The sequence below is a fragment of the Saccharopolyspora hirsuta genome (assembly GCF_008630535.1).
Taxonomy (GTDB): Bacteria; Actinomycetota; Actinomycetes; order Mycobacteriales; family Pseudonocardiaceae; genus Saccharopolyspora; species Saccharopolyspora hirsuta.
Genome location: NZ_VWPH01000006.1, coordinates 497,847 through 512,857 on the forward strand (window position 1 = coordinate 497,847; position 15,011 = coordinate 512,857).

Here is a 15,011-nt window from a genome sequence, read left to right on the forward strand (position 1 = left end):
ACGGTGCTCACACCGGGTGATCGGGGGTTTCGGACATTCCGGTGCGATGGCAGGTCGGGGCGGAAAAAGCCGGGGCGGACGTGGAACCATCTGCGCTGCGGGGCACGTCCAAGTCGCGACGTGCGGTCTGCGGTTCACCGGGCCGCGGACGACCGCTTGAGCCGAGCCGGACTTCGCCGCAGCCGCGGGGCCGTCCAGCGACCAGGGGAGGGGAGCGGCCGTGCCGACCGATCACCAGGCCCAGGTGGCCGAGCTGCTGGCGGACTACCAGCGCAGCCGGGAGCGCCTCGCCGAGACGCACCGGGACCTGGCCGCCATCACCGAAACCGCCCGCTCCCGCGACGGCCGGGTGCAGGTCGCGGTCGGCCCGCGGGGCGCGCTCCGCGAGGTGGTGCTGGCCGACGACGTCTACGAGAAGCTGCGGCCCGCGCAGCTCGCCGCGACGATCGCCGAGCTGAGCGCGCAGGCGGCGCAGGCCGCTGCTCGGCGCGCCGCCGACGTGCTCGCCGAGGTCCTGCCCGCGGGAACCGACCCGGAACTGCTGCTGGGCGGACACGCCGACGGCGAGTCGGCATCGGTGCTGCGCAACGAAGCGGAGCCCGTCGACGATGATGTTGCCGAGGACGAGGACTTCTCGGCCGGGAGCTGGTTGCAGCAGAGCCCGACGAAACGGATGTGACCATGAGTGGTTTCCGCAGCGACCTCGGGCGGCTGAGCGAGCACGCGAGCGAGTTCGACGACCTGGCGGGGCGGGCGCAGCAGATCGCCGACACCCTGCGCCAGGCGGTGGAGTCGGCCGGTGCCTGCTGGGGCGGTGACGAGATCGGCGCCAACTTCGCCCGGGCCCACTGCGGCCGGGCCGACCAGGCGCTGTCCGACCTCGGGGAGATGTCGTCGCGACTGCGCGGCATGGGGTCGAAGTTCGCCGCCGCGGCGGCCACGACGCAGCAGGTCGACGCCGACAACGCCGAAGAGCTCGGACGAATCGCCGAACGGGGGTGAGCGCGGTGGGCATCGAACTTCCCGCCGAACTCCGCGACGTCGCCGCGCGCGCGGGCGCCCGGTGGCCGGAGGCGGACGAGGACGCGATGCGCGAGTCGGCGGCGGCGTGGCGAGAAGCCGCGAAGTCGATCGACGGCCTGGCGGCCAGCGCGGACGGCGCTGCGCAGGGTGCGCTGCGGGCCTTCGAGGGCGAGGCCGCGGAGGCGGCGAGCCGCGAGTGGGACGGCTTCGTCGCCGACGACGGCATCCTGCCGAGCTCGGTGCGGCAGTGCCACGCGGCGGCGGACCGCCTGGACCACGCGGCCGAGCAGATCGGCGCGGCGAAGGTCCAGCTGGTGCGCGAGCTGGTGACGCTGGCGAAGCAGACCGACGCGGCCGAGCAGGCGGCGGCAGCCGGGCACCCGCAGGCCCTCGCGGCCCTGGACTCGGCGGTGCAGGGCGCGGCGGCGAACGTGGCGCAGCTGCACAGCACCCTGGCCGCGGCGGTGGACCCGGACAGCGGTGTCCGGGTGGACCAGGGCAAGCCCCTGTCGGCCCTCGGCGACGTCGCGCTGAACGCGGGCACCGGCCTGGCGTCCACAGTGGAGGCTGCGGGTGGCGGTCTGGGCGAGACGGTCGCGGGTGTCGGGCACGCCGCTGGCGGAGCGGTCGCGGGTGTCGGTGAAGCCGCTGGTGGAGCGGTCGCAGGTGTCGGGCACGCGGCCGGTGGTGCGGTCGCGGGTGTGAGCGAAACCGCAGGCGGTGCGGTCGAAGGGATCGGTCGGACCGCGGGCGGTGCGGTCGGTGGCGTCGCGGAGGGCGTCGGTGGTGCGGTCGGCGGCGCCGTCGACGAGGTCGGCCGAGTCGGTCGCGATGTCGCCGGTGGCGTTGCGGAAGATGTTGGCAGCGCGGCGGAGCACGTCGGCCGCGGAACCGTCGGGGGTGTGGCAGCAGGTGCGCAGGACGAGATCTCGGCGGCGGCCCAGCCCGCCACCGGCTGGCAGGCGGACGCCGAGCACACCGGTCCGGTCAAGGTCAACCCCGGCTCCTGGGCGCCCGGCCTCGCCGACGCGGGCACCGGCCCGATCCCGGTGAGCACCGGCCACGCCCGCCCGGGCTGGACGCCCGGCGACGACCCCGCCTCCAGCACCGCTCCGCACGCGGTGCACTCCGCCTGGGCTTCGCCGCAGGCTCCGCAGGCCCCCCAGCCTCCGCTGCCGCCGGGCGCGGCTGCTCCGCAGCCGGGCTTCGCCCCGGCGGCCCAGCCGCCCGCGCCGGGCGGGGGCGGCCACTTCGTGGCGCCGCCCGGCGCGCCTCCGGCGGCGCAGCCTCCGGCCGCGGCTCCGCCGTCGGCCCGGCCACCGGTGGCGGCTCCGCCGGGCGCCTTCGGCGCTGCCCCGGCTCCGCAACAACAGCAGCAGCAACCGCAACAGCAGCAGCCGGTGAAGAACCCGGCGCAGCGCTCCCCGCTGCGTCCGCTCCCGGCTCCGCCGCAGCCTCCCGCTCCACCTGCGGTGGAGCCCGTCCAGCGGCCGCTGCGGCAGGGCGGCCGGAACGCGGACGTGGTGGCGTTCGTGCTGCACCAGTTCCCGATCGGCTACATGCCGGTCGCGGCGAGCCGGGCGAGCCGCCAGCTGCCGCCGCCGTCGGAGGGCCCGGCCCGACCCGGGTTGAACTTCCCGCCGCACGACCACCCGGAGTCGCACCTGGTGGACGACAGCGATGCGCTGGAGCGGGTGCGTTCGGGGGAGGTCTACGCGGCTGCGCAGCGCGATCGCGAGGAGCGCGACGAGCCGGAGCAGCTGCCGGAGGAACTCGTCGCGAAGCACGATCCGCTGGGCGAGCTCAGCGAGCTCGAGTGGGAGCGCCGGTTCGTGGTGCGCGACGGCGAGCGGAGCGAGTACGCGTGGCCGCCCGCCGACGAGCACCCGGAGGGCGCGGTGGAACCGGCGGAGCCGGTGGTGCTGGAGCCGGACACCGTGCTCGACTGCACGGGCAGCGGTGCCGGGCGCTTCTCGTTCGCGCTGGCGACGGCGTTCGGGCAGCGCTCGCTGCCCGCGGCGCACGCCGAGCGGGAGTACCGCCGGTACCGGGTGATGCGGCGGTTGCCGGTGTGGCAGTCGGTGGCGGCCCCGTGGTTCGCGCAGCCCGGCGGCGGTGTCCGCTACCGCACGACGCACTCGCTGGACGACCTGGTCGGGCTCGGCTACCTGGTGGAGCTGACCAGGTCGCGGGAGGCCGCCGAGGCGGTGACCTTGCGCATCGAGCGCGAGACCGCGGAGGGCGCCGAAGTGGTGGAGTCGACCTTCCGGATCACGTCGACCGCCGCGTCGACGGAGCGGATCGCCCGCGAGCGCGCGACGGTGCCGATGAGCACCGACGAGGCGGAGCGGCAGAAGGAGGCCGGGAAGTGAACACCGAGTCCGTGCTGGGCTGGCTGCTGGCGATGGGCGTCCCGGAGGGGCTCGTGTCGATCGGCGCGGAGGCCGACGACGCCTGGTGCCTGGTGCGCGACGAGCGCGACGGCACCCCGGCGTGGGAGGTCTTCTGGCGGGAGCAGGGCAACCGCTACGACTGGGCCCGGTTCAGCAACGAGCAGGTCGCCTGCTTCTACCTGTTCGGTCGGCTCACCTGGACCCAGGCGCTGCGCGGGGTGGTCGGCCCGGTCGACGCCACCAGCACGCCGCCGAAGGGCACCCCGGCGCAGCGCGGGTGAGCACCGGCACCGAGCCGTGATCGCAACTGAGTAGTGCTACCGATGTCCTGACCGGCGGCGTTCCCCCACTGTGATGACATGTCGCATCCGTCGCCCGGTCAAACGCTGCAACTGGTGGCCGGTGAGCTGCACGCCATCGGCCAGCGGCTGACCTACCTGGGCAGCATGGTGCAGGCCCAAGCGGCGGCGCAGGCCGCCCCGCAGGAAGCGCAGGCACCGGACGTCCAGCCGCAGGTCGCTGCGCCGCAGGCTCCGGCACCGGAGGACGTCCAGCCCCCGGTGGCCGCGCCGCAGGACGTCCAGCCGCAGGTGGTGCCGTACCCGGGGCTGGCGCAGCAGCCGGTCCGCCCGCGCCGCCAGCTCGGCGCGAACCTGGAGCCGAGCCGCGTGCTCGCCTGGGTCGGCGCCGGGGTGACGCTGCTCGGAGTGGTGTTCCTGCTGGTCCTCGCCGTGCAGCAGGACTGGCTCGGACCGGGGGCCCGGGTCGGCGGCGGCGCGGTGCTCGCCGCGCTGCTGGTCGCCGCGGGTTGGTGGATGCACCGCCGCTCGAAGGGCGAGGACGCCGGGCGGATCGCCGCGTTCGCGCTCGCCACGACGGGTTTCGCCGCGCTGTTCCTGGACGTGGTCGCGGCCACCTCGCTCTACGGGTTCGTGCCCGCCCCGGTGGGTTTGGGCGTCGGACTGCTGGTCAGCGTCGCCGGTCTGGCGCTCGCCGACTTCTGGCGGGCGCGACCGCTGGCGCTGGGCGTGGTGCTGAGCTCGGCGATCTGCGCGCCGCTGATCACCCAGCTGCCGAACGCGCTGCTGGTCGGCTTCCTGATCCTGCTGCAGGTCGCGGCGGCACCGGTGCAGGTCCGGCGCGGTTGGTCCGCGCTCGCGCTGGCGGCCGGCATCCCCGCGGTGCTGGCGGCCCTGGTGGCGGCGATCTGGGGTTCGTTCTTCCACGACCCGGTGCTCGTGGTCGCGATCAGCCTGTCCGTGCTGGCGGGCGTGGTGATCGCCGCGATCACCGCCGGGGCCCGGCCGGACGCGGACCGGACCTCGATCGGCCTGCTGATCGCCGCGCCGACCCCGGCGTTCCTGGCCGGTCCGCTGCTGCTGGAGCCCCCGGTCGCGGGCCTGCTGGGCGCGGGAACCACCGTGCTGCTGCTGGCGATCTGGGCGGTGGCCCGGTTCGTCCCGGCGTTCCGCGACTGGTTGTCGCACCGGTTCACCGCAGCGGTCGGCGCGATGGCGGCGATCGCCGCGGCGCAGACCACGCTGACCGTGCTGGACTCGTCGAGCTGGGCAACGGCGCTGCTGTGCGAGGCGCTGCTGCTGAGCGTCGGCGCGTTCCTGCTGCGCAGCGCGGGTGTTCTCCTCGGCGCGACGTGCTACGCGACCTTCGGGTTCCTGCTCGCCGTGGTCAACGAGGTGCCGCTCACCGCGCTGCTCTGGCACGGCTACGCCCCCGGCCTCGCTGGCCTGCTGTGCGGCCTGCTGATCGCCGCCGCGGCGATCGTGGTGCCCGCCTCGGCGGTCCGGATCGAGAAGTTCCCGAAGTCGTCGCCGCTGTGGGCGGCGACGGGACTGGCGCTGCTGTACGGGACGGCGAGCACGACGATGGCGGCCTGCCTGCTGGTGTCCGACACCCGGAACGGCTTCCTCACCGCGCACATCCTGATCACCCTGACCTGGGTGGTCGCGGCGATCGCGCTGCTGCTGCGCGGGGTCCGCGTCAAGCACCTGCGCATCGCGGGCCTGGTCCTGATCGCGGCGTCCCTGGCGAAGCTCCTGCTGTTCGACCTCGCCACCCTGGACGGCGTGGCCCGGGTGATCGCCTTCCTCTGCGCGGGCCTGATCCTGCTGGCAGCGGGCTCCCGCTACGCCCGCCTCCTCAAACCGACCCGCGACGAAGCCTGAGCAAGCCCCTCCCGACGCCGTCCGCCCACGATTTCAGTGAGGTTTTCCAGCCTCGTTCTGAGTGGCGGTGCCGGTGGCGGAACCTCAGCGCCCGCCTGGACTCCGGGTGCCCTGGCTTGTGTATGACCCGATACACGGCGTCAGGCCCGTCCTCGCCGGAAGGAAGGAACCCCGGAGGGGTGGGCACCGTGAACCCGCGGCGGTGCGAGTTGCGAGGGTGGGTTATGCGCCTGCGGCGCATGCGACACCTGCCGGTCGGTGCCGTTCGCCCTTCGCAGCTGCGGTCCACGGACGGGGATGAACAATTTCAATGGAAATCGGAGACCTGATTTCCATTGAAATCGCGGACAGTCCGAGGTCGGGGCGAGGGAGGACTCGCCGTTCAGCGCTCCAGCAGGGACAGGGCGCGGGCGTGGAGGTGGCCGTTCGTGGACAGCGCGCTGCCGCCGTCGTAGCGCGGGGCACCGGTCAGGTCGGTGAACGAGCCACCGGCCTCGGTCACCAGCACCTGCGCCGCCGCCACGTCCCACGGGTTCACGATCGGCTCCGCGGCGATGTCGATCACGCCCTCGGCCACCAGGCAGTGCTGCCAGAAGTCGCCGAACGCCCGGTTCTCCCAGCAGGCGTCGACCAACCGCAGGTAGGCCTCCCGCGAGTGATGCTCCACCCAGGTCCCGAGGTGGGTGGTCGACACGTAGGCGTCGGCGGGCTCGCGCACCCCGGACACCGAGATCCGCTCCGGCTCCGCCGCACCCGTGCGGCACCAGGCGCCCGCCCCGGTCGCCGCCCACCAGCGCTTGCCCAGCGCCGGGGCGCTGATCACGCCGACCTGCGGACGACCGCCGTCCACCAGGGCGATCAGCGTCGCCCACACCGGGACGCCGCGGAGGAAGTTCTTCGTGCCGTCGATCGGGTCGAGCACCCACGCCCGGCCCTCGCCCGCCGTGCCGCCGCGCTCCTCCCCGGCGACCACGTCGTCCGGCCGGTGCTCGGCGAGCACCTCGCGCACCGCGTCCTCCACCGCGAGGTCGGCGTCGGTGACCGGGGTGCGGTCGGGTTTGCGGTCCACGCTCAGGTCCCGGGCCCGGAACCGGCTGGCGGTGATGCCGTCGGCGACGTCCGCGAGGTGCAGGGCGAGATCGAGATCGCTGGTCACGCCAGGCACCCTAGACGATCGCGGACTCGTCCCGCGGGGCGGCGCGGGCAGCCTCCGGCCCGCTGCTCAGGGCAGTCGGCGCGAGCCCAATCACCCACGACACCGGACGTGATCATCTTCGCCCTCTAGGCTGGAGGCGTGAGCGTGGTGCTGTTGGCAGAAGACGACCCGGCCATCGCTGTGCCGCTGTCGAGGGCGCTGCAACGCGAGGGCTACACCGTCCAGGTGATCGAGGACGGTCCATCGACGCTGAGCACCGCCGCCTCCGGTGGGATCGACCTGCTGGTGCTGGACCTCGGACTGCCCGGGATGGACGGTCTGGAGGTGTGCCGCCGGCTGCGCGCGCAGGGTCGCGGCCTGCCGGTGCTGATGCTGACCGCCCGCACCGACGAGGTCGACTTCGTGGTCGGCCTCGACGCGGGCGCCGACGACTACGTGGCCAAGCCGTTCCGGCTCGCCGAGCTGATGGCCCGCATCCGCGCCCTGCTCCGCCGCGGCGCCCCGGAGACGCTGGAGGCCTCCGGCGTCCGCCTCGACCTGACCGCCCGCCGGGTGCTGGTCAACGAGCACGAGGTGCAGCTGGCGAACAAGGAGTACGAGCTGCTCCGGGTGCTCATGCAGCACGCCGGGCAGGTGGTGACCCGCGAGGAGATCCTCGAGGAGGTCTGGCCGGAGTCCGACCGCAAGGGCAGCAAGACGCTCGACATGCACATCTCCTGGCTGCGCCGGAAGCTCAGCGACAGCAACGGTCGGCTGGACGAGACCCGCATCGCCACCGTGCGCGGCGTCGGGTTCCGCTTCAACGCGGACTGACCCGCGATGCGCCGCCGAATCCTGCAGGCCACCCTGCTCGCCGTCGCCGTCACCGCAGTGGTCCTCGGGCTGCCGCTGGGATTCAGCGCGCTGAAGCTCGTCCAGGACATCACCGTCAACGACCTGTCCACCCGCGCGCAGCAGATCGCGACGCTGCTGGACGAGCAGATCGCCGCCCAGCGCCCGGTGGACCTCAACGCGGCGCGGCTCGCGGTGCCCGACGGCGCCCGGCTGATCGTCCGGACCCAGGCCCACGACTACGCCTACGGTCCCGACCCCGGCGAAGAACCGCTGGTGGAGAGCGTCCCGATGGTGCAGAGCGGCACGGTGACGCTCGCCGCGCCGAGCGGCCCGGTGCGCACCCAGCAGATCCAGGTCGCAGGTCTGGTGCTGCTGCTGGTGGTGCTCTCCGCGGGCACCGGCATGATCGTGGCGTCGGTGACCGCGCGCCGCCTGTCCGACCCGCTTCGCCACGTCGCGGCCCGCGCAGCCCGCCTGGGCGCGGGCGACTTCCGCGCGGACCCGCAGCGCCACCAGGTGCCGGAGCTGGACCGGGTCGCGGACGCGCTGGACGCCTCCGGCGCCGCGCTGTCGCAGCTCGTCCAGCGCGAGCGCGAGCTGGTCGGCGACGTGTCGCACCAGCTCCGCAGCCGCCTCACCGCGCTGCACCTGCGGCTGGAAGCGCTCGCCGCGACCAACGACCCGGAGGTCGCCGAAGAAGCGAGCGCCGCGCTGGAACAGGCGGAACGCCTCTCCGGAGTCCTGGACGACCTGCTCGCCGCGGCCACCGCGGCGCGCGCCCGCGACGCCGCACCCCTGGACATCTCGACGCTGCTCACCGACGTGGCGGCGGAGTGGCGGGAACCGCTCAAAGCGGAGGGCCGCACGCTGCGGGTCAAGGTGGAGGAGGAGCTGCTGGCCCGCGTCACGCCCACGCGGCTGCGCGAGACGATCGGCGTCCTGCTCGACAACGCGCTGCGGCACGGCGAGGGCACCGTCACCCTCGCGGCGCGGCAGGGTGGCGGCACCGTCGTCGTGGAGGTGAGCGACGCCGGTTCGGGCGTCCCCGACGAGCTGGTGCCCTACGTCTTCGAACGCGGCTTCTCCGGCCACGGCTCCACCGGCGTCGGCCTGGCGCTGGCCCGCGCCCTGGTCGAGGCCGACGGCGGCCGCCTCGAACTCAGCCAGGCACGACCGGCGATGTTCGAGGTCTTCCTCCCGGTCGCCCGGGCCGACGACGTCCTCGGCCTGCCCTGGAAGTCCGAACCGACGCCGCGCTGATCAGCTGACCCGCGCGTGGTCGCGCTCCGGCGCGCCCTCGTCCGCGCGGTCGGTGGGGAACACCCACTTGCGGAACGCCCACCAGCGGAACGCCATGCCCAGCAGCAGCCCGACGATCTGCGCCGCGGTGAAGTCGGCGATCTCCTCCACGAACCGGCTGGTGTACGGGGTCTGCAGGTGCAGCAGGTAGCGGGAGACCCACAGCGGGGCCGAGTACAGCCCGACCCCGATCCCGCTGATGACGAAGTACAGCGTCGCCTCGGAGTGCCGCTGCCGCCCGCCCCGGGTGCGGAACGACCACTCCCGGTTGAGCACGTAGGACACCAGCGTCGCGACCAGCACCGCGATGATCTTCGAGGTGACCGGCTTGTGCGACAGCACGGTCAGCTTCAGCGCGTAGAAGATGCCGGTGTCGATGAGGAACGTGATACCGCCGACGATGCCGAACTTCAGCAGCTCGCGATGCCGGATCGCGAGTTCCCGGTACCGCTGCGGGATGCGCGCGAGCACCGAATCGACGACGGACACGCCCCGAGTCTACGTAGTTGCGCCGTCCGGGCGATGCCAGCCGTGGGAACCGGAGACCCGATTCACCTGGGCTGCGGTCCCCCGTGCGGGCTCGTCGTGCTCGTCAACGGCGGCGCGCTGCTGGTCGGGGGAGTCGAGCTGGACGGCGGCGCGGTGCTGCTGGGCGGCGTCGTCGTGCTCGGCGGCGTGCTCGACGTCGGCGGCGCGCTCGTGGTCGGCGGCGTCGTGGTCGGCGGTGCGGTGCTCGTCGGCGGGGCCGTCGGCGATGTCGTGCTGGGCGGCTCCGACGTGGTGGTCGGCTCCGAGCTGGACGTCGTCGGCGGGACCAGCGGCGAGTGCGCTGGCTCCGGCCACCAGCACCACGGCGGACGGTGGTGGTCCAAGCCCGGCGGCCACCACGGCCACCACGAGCATTCCGGCGGCTTCGGCGGCGGTGGGGGCAGCGGGAACCGCAGCGGTACGAGCTCGCTGTCGCTGGAAGTACCGAGGTTGGCGGTCACCTGGACAGCCGCTTCGGGCGAGGCCGGGTCGACCGTCGAGCTGTGGGCGACGGGATCCGGGACGTCCTGCGGGTCGGTCACCTGCACCACACCCAGCATCGATTCCCTGGGCGAGAGGTCGTCGGAGCACCGAACCCGGTCCTGGCCCGGGAGCACATCGCATTCGGGCGTCAGGACCTGCGCGTGCATGCCCTCCGGCAGCTCAGCGATGGCCTCGGCACGACCGGTGCTGGTCCCGACGTTGGTCACCCAGATGAAGAGCCTGCTGCTCTTCTCCGACGTCGGCCAGCTCCAGAGCTCCTCGGCCACCGGCCAGCTCCAGGCCTGCAGATCGATCTTGTCCACCGGAGCTGGCTCGACCACCACCGGCACCGCGTCCAGGTGCAGCTCGATCTCCGCACCGGCGGAGATGCTGGCGGTGATCTCGCCGCCCTGCGACGACTCGTCCGCCCGCACCCTGAAGTTGAAGGTGAACGACTCGCCGGGCCGCAGCCCGCGGTCGGTGGTGCAGGTGATGGTGCTCGACCGGTTCTGGCAGCTCACCGAGGGCGAGCCGGGCGGCTGCGCCAGCACCAGCGACCTGCTCTGCGGAACGGTCGACGCGGGCTCGGACGACATCGCGCCCGGGAGCTGCGCGGAAACCCCCGACGGCATGTCCAGCGCCGTCGTGACCGGCTCGGAGTCGCCCGCACCGCTGTTGCTCACCGTGATCGGCAGGTCGACCGGATCCCCACCGGCGACCAGCTGGATCGGCTGCCCCGGACCGGAGGCGTTGAGCACCGGCGTCGCAGGTGGCGGCGGTGGAGGCGTCGGCGCGGGCGGCGGTGCGGGCGCGGGCGGAGCCGGGGGTTGCGGAGCCGGGGGCTGCGGAGCCGGGCTCGGCGCCTGCGGCGCCTGCGGCGGCTGCGGCGGCGCAGGCGGCGGCGGTGCCGGAGGATTCGGCGGCTCCGCTGGCTGCACGATGGGCGCCGGTGGCGCGGAGGCCAGCGGAACGGTCTGGTCGGTCCCGGAGGTCATGGCGATCGCGACCGCGGTGGCCAGCACCGCGGTCGCCGCCCCCGCCGCACCGGACGCGCTGCCCGCGGCCAGCGCCGCGGCCGAAGCCCCGCCGGAGGACGAAACGGCCAGGTAGCCGGTGGCGGCGGACCCGAGCACCAGCGGCGCGATGATGACCCGGAGCGCGCCGTTGACGTCGGCCAGCTCCGCGGCCAGCGCCCGGCACCGGTCGCACCCGTCGAGGTGCGACTCGACCTGCGCGGTCTCCCGCTTGGACAGGCCGCGCCGGGTCCACGCGCCGAGCCGGTCGACCGTCGCCCGGCAGTGCTCGACCCCGGACTCGGAGTCGTCCAGCTGCCCGAGGTGCACCTGCAGGTACGCCTGCCGCAAGCCCTCCCGCGCGCGGTAGGCGAGCGCGGACACGCCGTTCGGCGTCAACCCGAGCAGCGGGGCGACCTGGGCCGGGGTCTGGCCCTCCACCTCGACGTGCCAGAGCACGGTCTGCCAGCGCTCGGGCAACCGGGCGAACGCCTGCGCGGCGAGGGTGCGCTCCAGCCCGGCGACGGCGGTGTCGGTGAACGGCACGCTGACGTCCGCGCCGGACACCTCCGCCACGTCGTCGGCGAGCTGCAGCTTGCGCTCGCGGCGGGTCCGGTCGTAGGCGGTGTGCCGCAGCGCGGTCAGCAGGTACGCGCGGAAGGCGGTGGTCGGGCCGCGCCCGTCGCGCAGCGTGTCGAGCACCTTGGCGAACGCCTCGGACACCAGGTCGTCGGCCTCGGCGGCGGACCTCGCGACCTGGCGGGCCATGTTGTAGGCAGCACCGACGTGCCGTTCGTAGAGCTGGGCGTAGGCGGCCGACGAACCGCTGCGAACCGCCTCCAGCAGTTCCCCGTCGCTGGGGCCCTGGACTTCCGCCGGAATTGTCGCCACGCCGCACCTTCCTCCCCGCGGGGGACTCTAGATCTGCTGACCTAGGGAGTCACGGTCGGTGCCGACCATGACGCTGCTCGAACGATTGTGATCTAGATCCTATTGTTGACGCCATCCCTTGCACCGTCATGGGCGACTCCTTGCGGCGTCCCGATGACAGGGAGTCGAAGGAGGGGCGTTGAGGATGAGGGAGTGGCCGCTCAAGTGTGATGCGACGATCGCGCAGGGTCGTCAACGGGCCCTGCGGTCGCGCTGGCGGACCGCCAGCCTCGCCGCCGGGTGGCCCTTTCCCAGCGATTGGGCCTCGGACGCGGTGGACGCGGTGTGCGCGGCGGTCGTCGCGGACCGGGACCTGGCGGAACCGCTGGCCGAGCTCGGCGCGGCGCGCGCCGAAGCCGGGGTCGGCCTGGCCGGAACGCTGCAGGACCTGGCGGCGCTGCACGCGGTCGCGAGCGGTGCCCACGACGGACTCGTGTCCGCCGACCCGGACGCGGTGCCCACGGCCCTGGTGCGCACCACCGCACTGGGCTGGGCGGACGTGATCGCCCGGCTGTCCGTCGGGCGCGAGGTGGAGGACCCGCTGACCGGCCTGACCACCGCGGGCTACCTGCGCACCCGGCTGCACGAGGTGTACCGGGAGGCCCGGGCCGAGGGCCGCTCGGCGAGCGAGGACTACGCGCTGCTCACGATCTCGCTCGAGTCCCCGGCCGACGGGTACCCGCGGATGATGGCGATGGTGCTGCTCGCGGACGTCCTGCGGACGGCGTTCGACGCGGGCGAGACCGTGTCCCTGGTCCGCTCGGCCACTGCGGCGGTGCTCGCCAAGCGCACCCCGCAGCTGTCCGCCCGCTGCCTGCACGCCCGCTGCATGATCGAGCACCGGCTGGCGGCGGACCCGGCGCTGCACTCCTGCCGGGAGGTCCGGATCCGGCAGGAACCGCTGCCCGCCGACCACAACGCCGCCTGCGACCTGCTGGCGTCGCTGCAGACCCGGGAGTGACGGGGATCGCGTTGGGCGGTCCCGGCGCAGGTGCGCGGCCCGCGCCGCTTTACGCTGGCCGCGTGGACCACCGGACCGGAACCCCAGTTGTCGGCATGATCGGCGGCGGTCAGCTGGCGCGGATGACCCACCAGGCCGCGATCCCGCTGGGGCAGTCGCTGAAGGTGCTGGCCACCTCGAAGGACGACTCCGCAGCGCTCGTCGCCCCGAACGTCGAGCTCGGCCACCACACCGATCTCGAAGCGCTGAAGAACTTCGCGCAGGGCTGCGACGTGATCACCTTCGACCACGAGCACGTCCCCGGCGAGCACCTGCGGGCCCTGGCCGCGGCCGGGGTGTCCGTCCAGCCAAGTGCGGACGCGCTCCTGCACGCCCAGGACAAGCTCGTGATGCGCCGCAAGCTCGCCGAGCTCGGCCTGCCGGTGCCGCCGTTCGCGGAGGTCACCGAGGTCGCCGACGTCCTGGAGTTCGGCGCCGAGCACGGCTGGCCCTGCGTGCTCAAGACCGCCCGCGGCGGCTACGACGGCCGCGGCGTCTGGCTGCTCAACACCCCGGACGGCGCCAAGAGCACTGTCGCCGAACTGCTGGAGAGCGGTTCGCCGCTGCTCGTCGAGCAGCGCGTGCCGCTGCGCCGCGAGCTCGCCGCGCTGGTCGCGCGCTCGCCGTTCGGGCAGGGCGCGGTCTGGCCGCTGGTCGAAACGGTGCAGGAGGACGGCATCTGCGTCGAGGTCCTGGCCCCGGCGCCGAACACCACCCCGGAACTGGTCGAGCAGGCCCAGCAGCTCGCGCTGAAGGTCGCCGAATCGCTGGGCGTCACCGGCGTGCTCGCGGTCGAGCTGTTCGAGACCGACGAGGGCCTGGTGGTCAACGAGCTGGCGATGCGCCCGCACAACTCCGGGCACTGGACCATCGAAGGCGCGCGGACCTCGCAGTTCGAGCAGCACCTGCGCGCGGTCCTGGACTACCCGCTGGGCGCCACCGAGCTGACCGCGCCCGCGGTGGTCATGGCGAACCTCCTCGGTTCGCCGACCGAGCTGAAGATGACCGTGGACGAGCGGCTGCACCACCTCTTCGCCCGCTACCCGCACGCGAAGGTGCACCTGTACGGCAAGAGCGAACGTCCGGGCCGCAAGCTCGGCCACGTCACCGTCCTCGGCGACCGCATGGACGAGGTGCGGGAGCAGGCGAGGCTGGCGGCGCACTGGCTGTCGCACGCCGAGTGGCCGGACGGCTACGAGATCCACTGAAGCGAAGAGAGGTCCGAGCGTGGCAGGCGAGAACCCGCTGGTCGGCGTGATCATGGGCAGCGACTCCGACTGGCCGGTGATGCAAGCGGCCGGGGACGCGCTCACCGAGTTCGACGTGCCTTTCGAGGTCGGCGTCTACTCGGCGCACCGCACCCCGCAGCGGATGCTGGACTACGCCCGAACCGCGGCCGACCGAGGCATCCGCGTGATCATCGCCGGTGCGGGCGGGGCGGCCCACCTGCCGGGCATGGTCGCCTCGGCCACGGTGCTGCCGGTGATCGGCGTCCCGGTGCCGCTGAAGCACCTCGACGGCATGGACTCCCTGCTGTCGATCGTGCAGATGCCCGCCGGGGTCCCGGTGGCGACGGTGTCGGTCGGCGGAGCCCGCAACGCCGGACTGCTCGCGGTCCGCACCCTGGCCGCGGACTCCGGTGAGCTCGGCGCGCGCCTGCGCGCGGACATGGCGAAGTTCCAGGCGGACCTGGAGAGCATGGTCCTGGACAAGGACGCCGCCCTCCAGGAGAAGGCCGCGCGTTCCTGACCCTTCGGCAGCAGAACCCCGGGAGGGGCCGGTTCACCCGGTCTCACCTGGGGTTTCTTCGTTAGTGGGGGGTGGTGTTCATGGGGTGTTTCGGGGTGTGTAAAGTTGTCCAGGTCAGCGCGACACGGGCCGGGAAAACCGGACCGGGCGGGACGCGGGGTCGAAACCAAGCTTCCACGAACGAGTGGTAGAGTGGTAGGGCCTCAAAAGCAAGACTTTGAAAATGCGAATCGCTTCGCGGTTGATAACTCTAAATGGTTCGGTGTCCGGGTGATAACGAATCGGGTGCGGGGAACGAGAGTGACCCCCCTGAATGACCGGGAAATCGGGCCTGCTAGAGTGGGAATCACGAAAGCGAACAGAGGAAATGCTCCCCGGAGCTGCACGGCCGTGAGTGGTTGTGGGTGATGGTGTGGGTGT

General features: G+C 73.4%; 13 protein-coding genes. 10 read left to right on the forward strand and 3 right to left on the reverse strand.

The genetic code is table 11. The annotated features are described in order from the left end of the window. The first annotated feature begins 220 nt into the window (after window positions 1-220). From F1721_RS15695 to F1721_RS15715, 5 genes are all read left to right on the forward strand, one after another. Window positions 221-679: a YbaB/EbfC family nucleoid-associated protein gene (locus F1721_RS15695; protein ID WP_150067385.1), complete on the forward strand. Its 459-nt coding sequence runs from the start codon at window positions 221-223 to the stop codon at window positions 677-679. Window positions 680-681: 2 nt separating this feature from the next. Next, a complete protein-coding gene (locus F1721_RS15700; protein ID WP_150067386.1) occupies window positions 682-1,002 on the forward strand; it encodes a WXG100 family type VII secretion target in 321 nt (106 codons plus the stop codon). A gap of 5 nt (window positions 1,003-1,007) precedes the next feature. Continuing rightward, window positions 1,008-3,395: a TNT domain-containing protein gene (locus tag F1721_RS35345; protein ID WP_150067387.1), complete on the forward strand. Its 2,388-nt coding sequence runs from the start codon at window positions 1,008-1,010 to the stop codon at window positions 3,393-3,395. Then, complete coding sequence (locus tag F1721_RS15710; protein WP_150067388.1) at window positions 3,392-3,697, forward strand: hypothetical protein; 306 nt, start codon at window positions 3,392-3,394, stop codon at window positions 3,695-3,697. Before F1721_RS35345 ends, F1721_RS15710 begins: the two co-directional genes overlap by 4 nt. Before the next feature lie 78 nt (window positions 3,698-3,775). Next, window positions 3,776-5,599 (forward strand): DUF2339 domain-containing protein, encoded by a 1,824-nt coding sequence (locus F1721_RS15715; RefSeq protein WP_150067389.1) that lies wholly within the window; start codon window positions 3,776-3,778, stop codon window positions 5,597-5,599. Window positions 5,600-5,981: 382 nt separating this feature from the next. Here F1721_RS15715 and hisN read toward each other — a convergent pair whose 3' ends face one another. After that, window positions 5,982-6,755: a histidinol-phosphatase gene (gene hisN, locus F1721_RS15720; RefSeq protein WP_425474404.1), complete on the reverse strand. Its 774-nt coding sequence runs from the start codon at window positions 6,753-6,755 to the stop codon at window positions 5,982-5,984. Between the two features lie 138 nt (window positions 6,756-6,893). On the opposite strand from hisN, the gene F1721_RS15725 reads away from it, so the two are divergent. Next, the gene (locus F1721_RS15725; RefSeq protein ID WP_150067391.1) at window positions 6,894-7,568 is read left to right on the forward strand and encodes a response regulator transcription factor; all 675 of its coding nucleotides are present in this window, start codon (window positions 6,894-6,896) and stop codon (window positions 7,566-7,568) included. Window positions 7,569-7,574: 6 nt separating this feature from the next. Then, window positions 7,575-8,849: an ATP-binding protein gene (locus F1721_RS15730; RefSeq protein WP_150067392.1), complete on the forward strand. Its 1,275-nt coding sequence runs from the start codon at window positions 7,575-7,577 to the stop codon at window positions 8,847-8,849. Here F1721_RS15730 and F1721_RS15735 read toward each other — a convergent pair whose 3' ends face one another. Further along, complete coding sequence (locus tag F1721_RS15735) at window positions 8,850-9,377, reverse strand: GtrA family protein (protein WP_150067393.1); 528 nt, start codon at window positions 9,375-9,377, stop codon at window positions 8,850-8,852. Window positions 9,378-9,439: 62 nt separating this feature from the next. After that, window positions 9,440-11,803: a sigma-70 family RNA polymerase sigma factor gene (locus F1721_RS35350; RefSeq protein WP_150067394.1), complete on the reverse strand. Its 2,364-nt coding sequence runs from the start codon at window positions 11,801-11,803 to the stop codon at window positions 9,440-9,442. A gap of 184 nt (window positions 11,804-11,987) precedes the next feature. On the opposite strand from F1721_RS35350, the gene F1721_RS15745 reads away from it, so the two are divergent. From F1721_RS15745 to purE, 3 genes are all read left to right on the forward strand, one after another. Further along, window positions 11,988-12,803, forward strand: coding sequence for a hypothetical protein (locus F1721_RS15745; protein WP_211840485.1), 816 nt, complete (start codon window positions 11,988-11,990; stop codon window positions 12,801-12,803). 62 nt (window positions 12,804-12,865) lie between these two features. Continuing rightward, window positions 12,866-14,050 carry a 5-(carboxyamino)imidazole ribonucleotide synthase gene (locus F1721_RS15750; protein ID WP_150067395.1) on the forward strand — a complete coding sequence of 395 codons (1,185 nt, stop codon included), beginning with the start codon at window positions 12,866-12,868 and terminating at the stop codon, window positions 14,048-14,050. 52 nt (window positions 14,051-14,102) lie between these two features. After that, on the forward strand, window positions 14,103-14,591 hold the full coding sequence (gene purE, locus F1721_RS15755) for a 5-(carboxyamino)imidazole ribonucleotide mutase (protein ID WP_150067452.1): 489 nt from the start codon (window positions 14,103-14,105) through the stop codon (window positions 14,589-14,591). The last annotated feature ends 420 nt before the right edge of the window (window positions 14,592-15,011 follow it).

Coding starts and splice junctions, on each gene's coding strand:
- F1721_RS15700 (WP_150067386.1), top strand. CDS start 682: ATGAGTGGTTTCCGCAGCGACCTCGGGCGGCTGAGCGAGCACGCGAGC.
- F1721_RS15715 (WP_150067389.1), top strand. CDS start 3,776: ATGTCGCATCCGTCGCCCGGTCAAACGCTGCAACTGGTGGCCGGTGAG.
- F1721_RS15730 (WP_150067392.1), top strand. CDS start 7,575: ATGCGCCGCCGAATCCTGCAGGCCACCCTGCTCGCCGTCGCCGTCACC.
- F1721_RS15745 (WP_211840485.1), top strand. CDS start 11,988: ATGAGGGAGTGGCCGCTCAAGTGTGATGCGACGATCGCGCAGGGTCGT.
- purE (WP_150067452.1), top strand. CDS start 14,103: ATGGGCAGCGACTCCGACTGGCCGGTGATGCAAGCGGCCGGGGACGCG.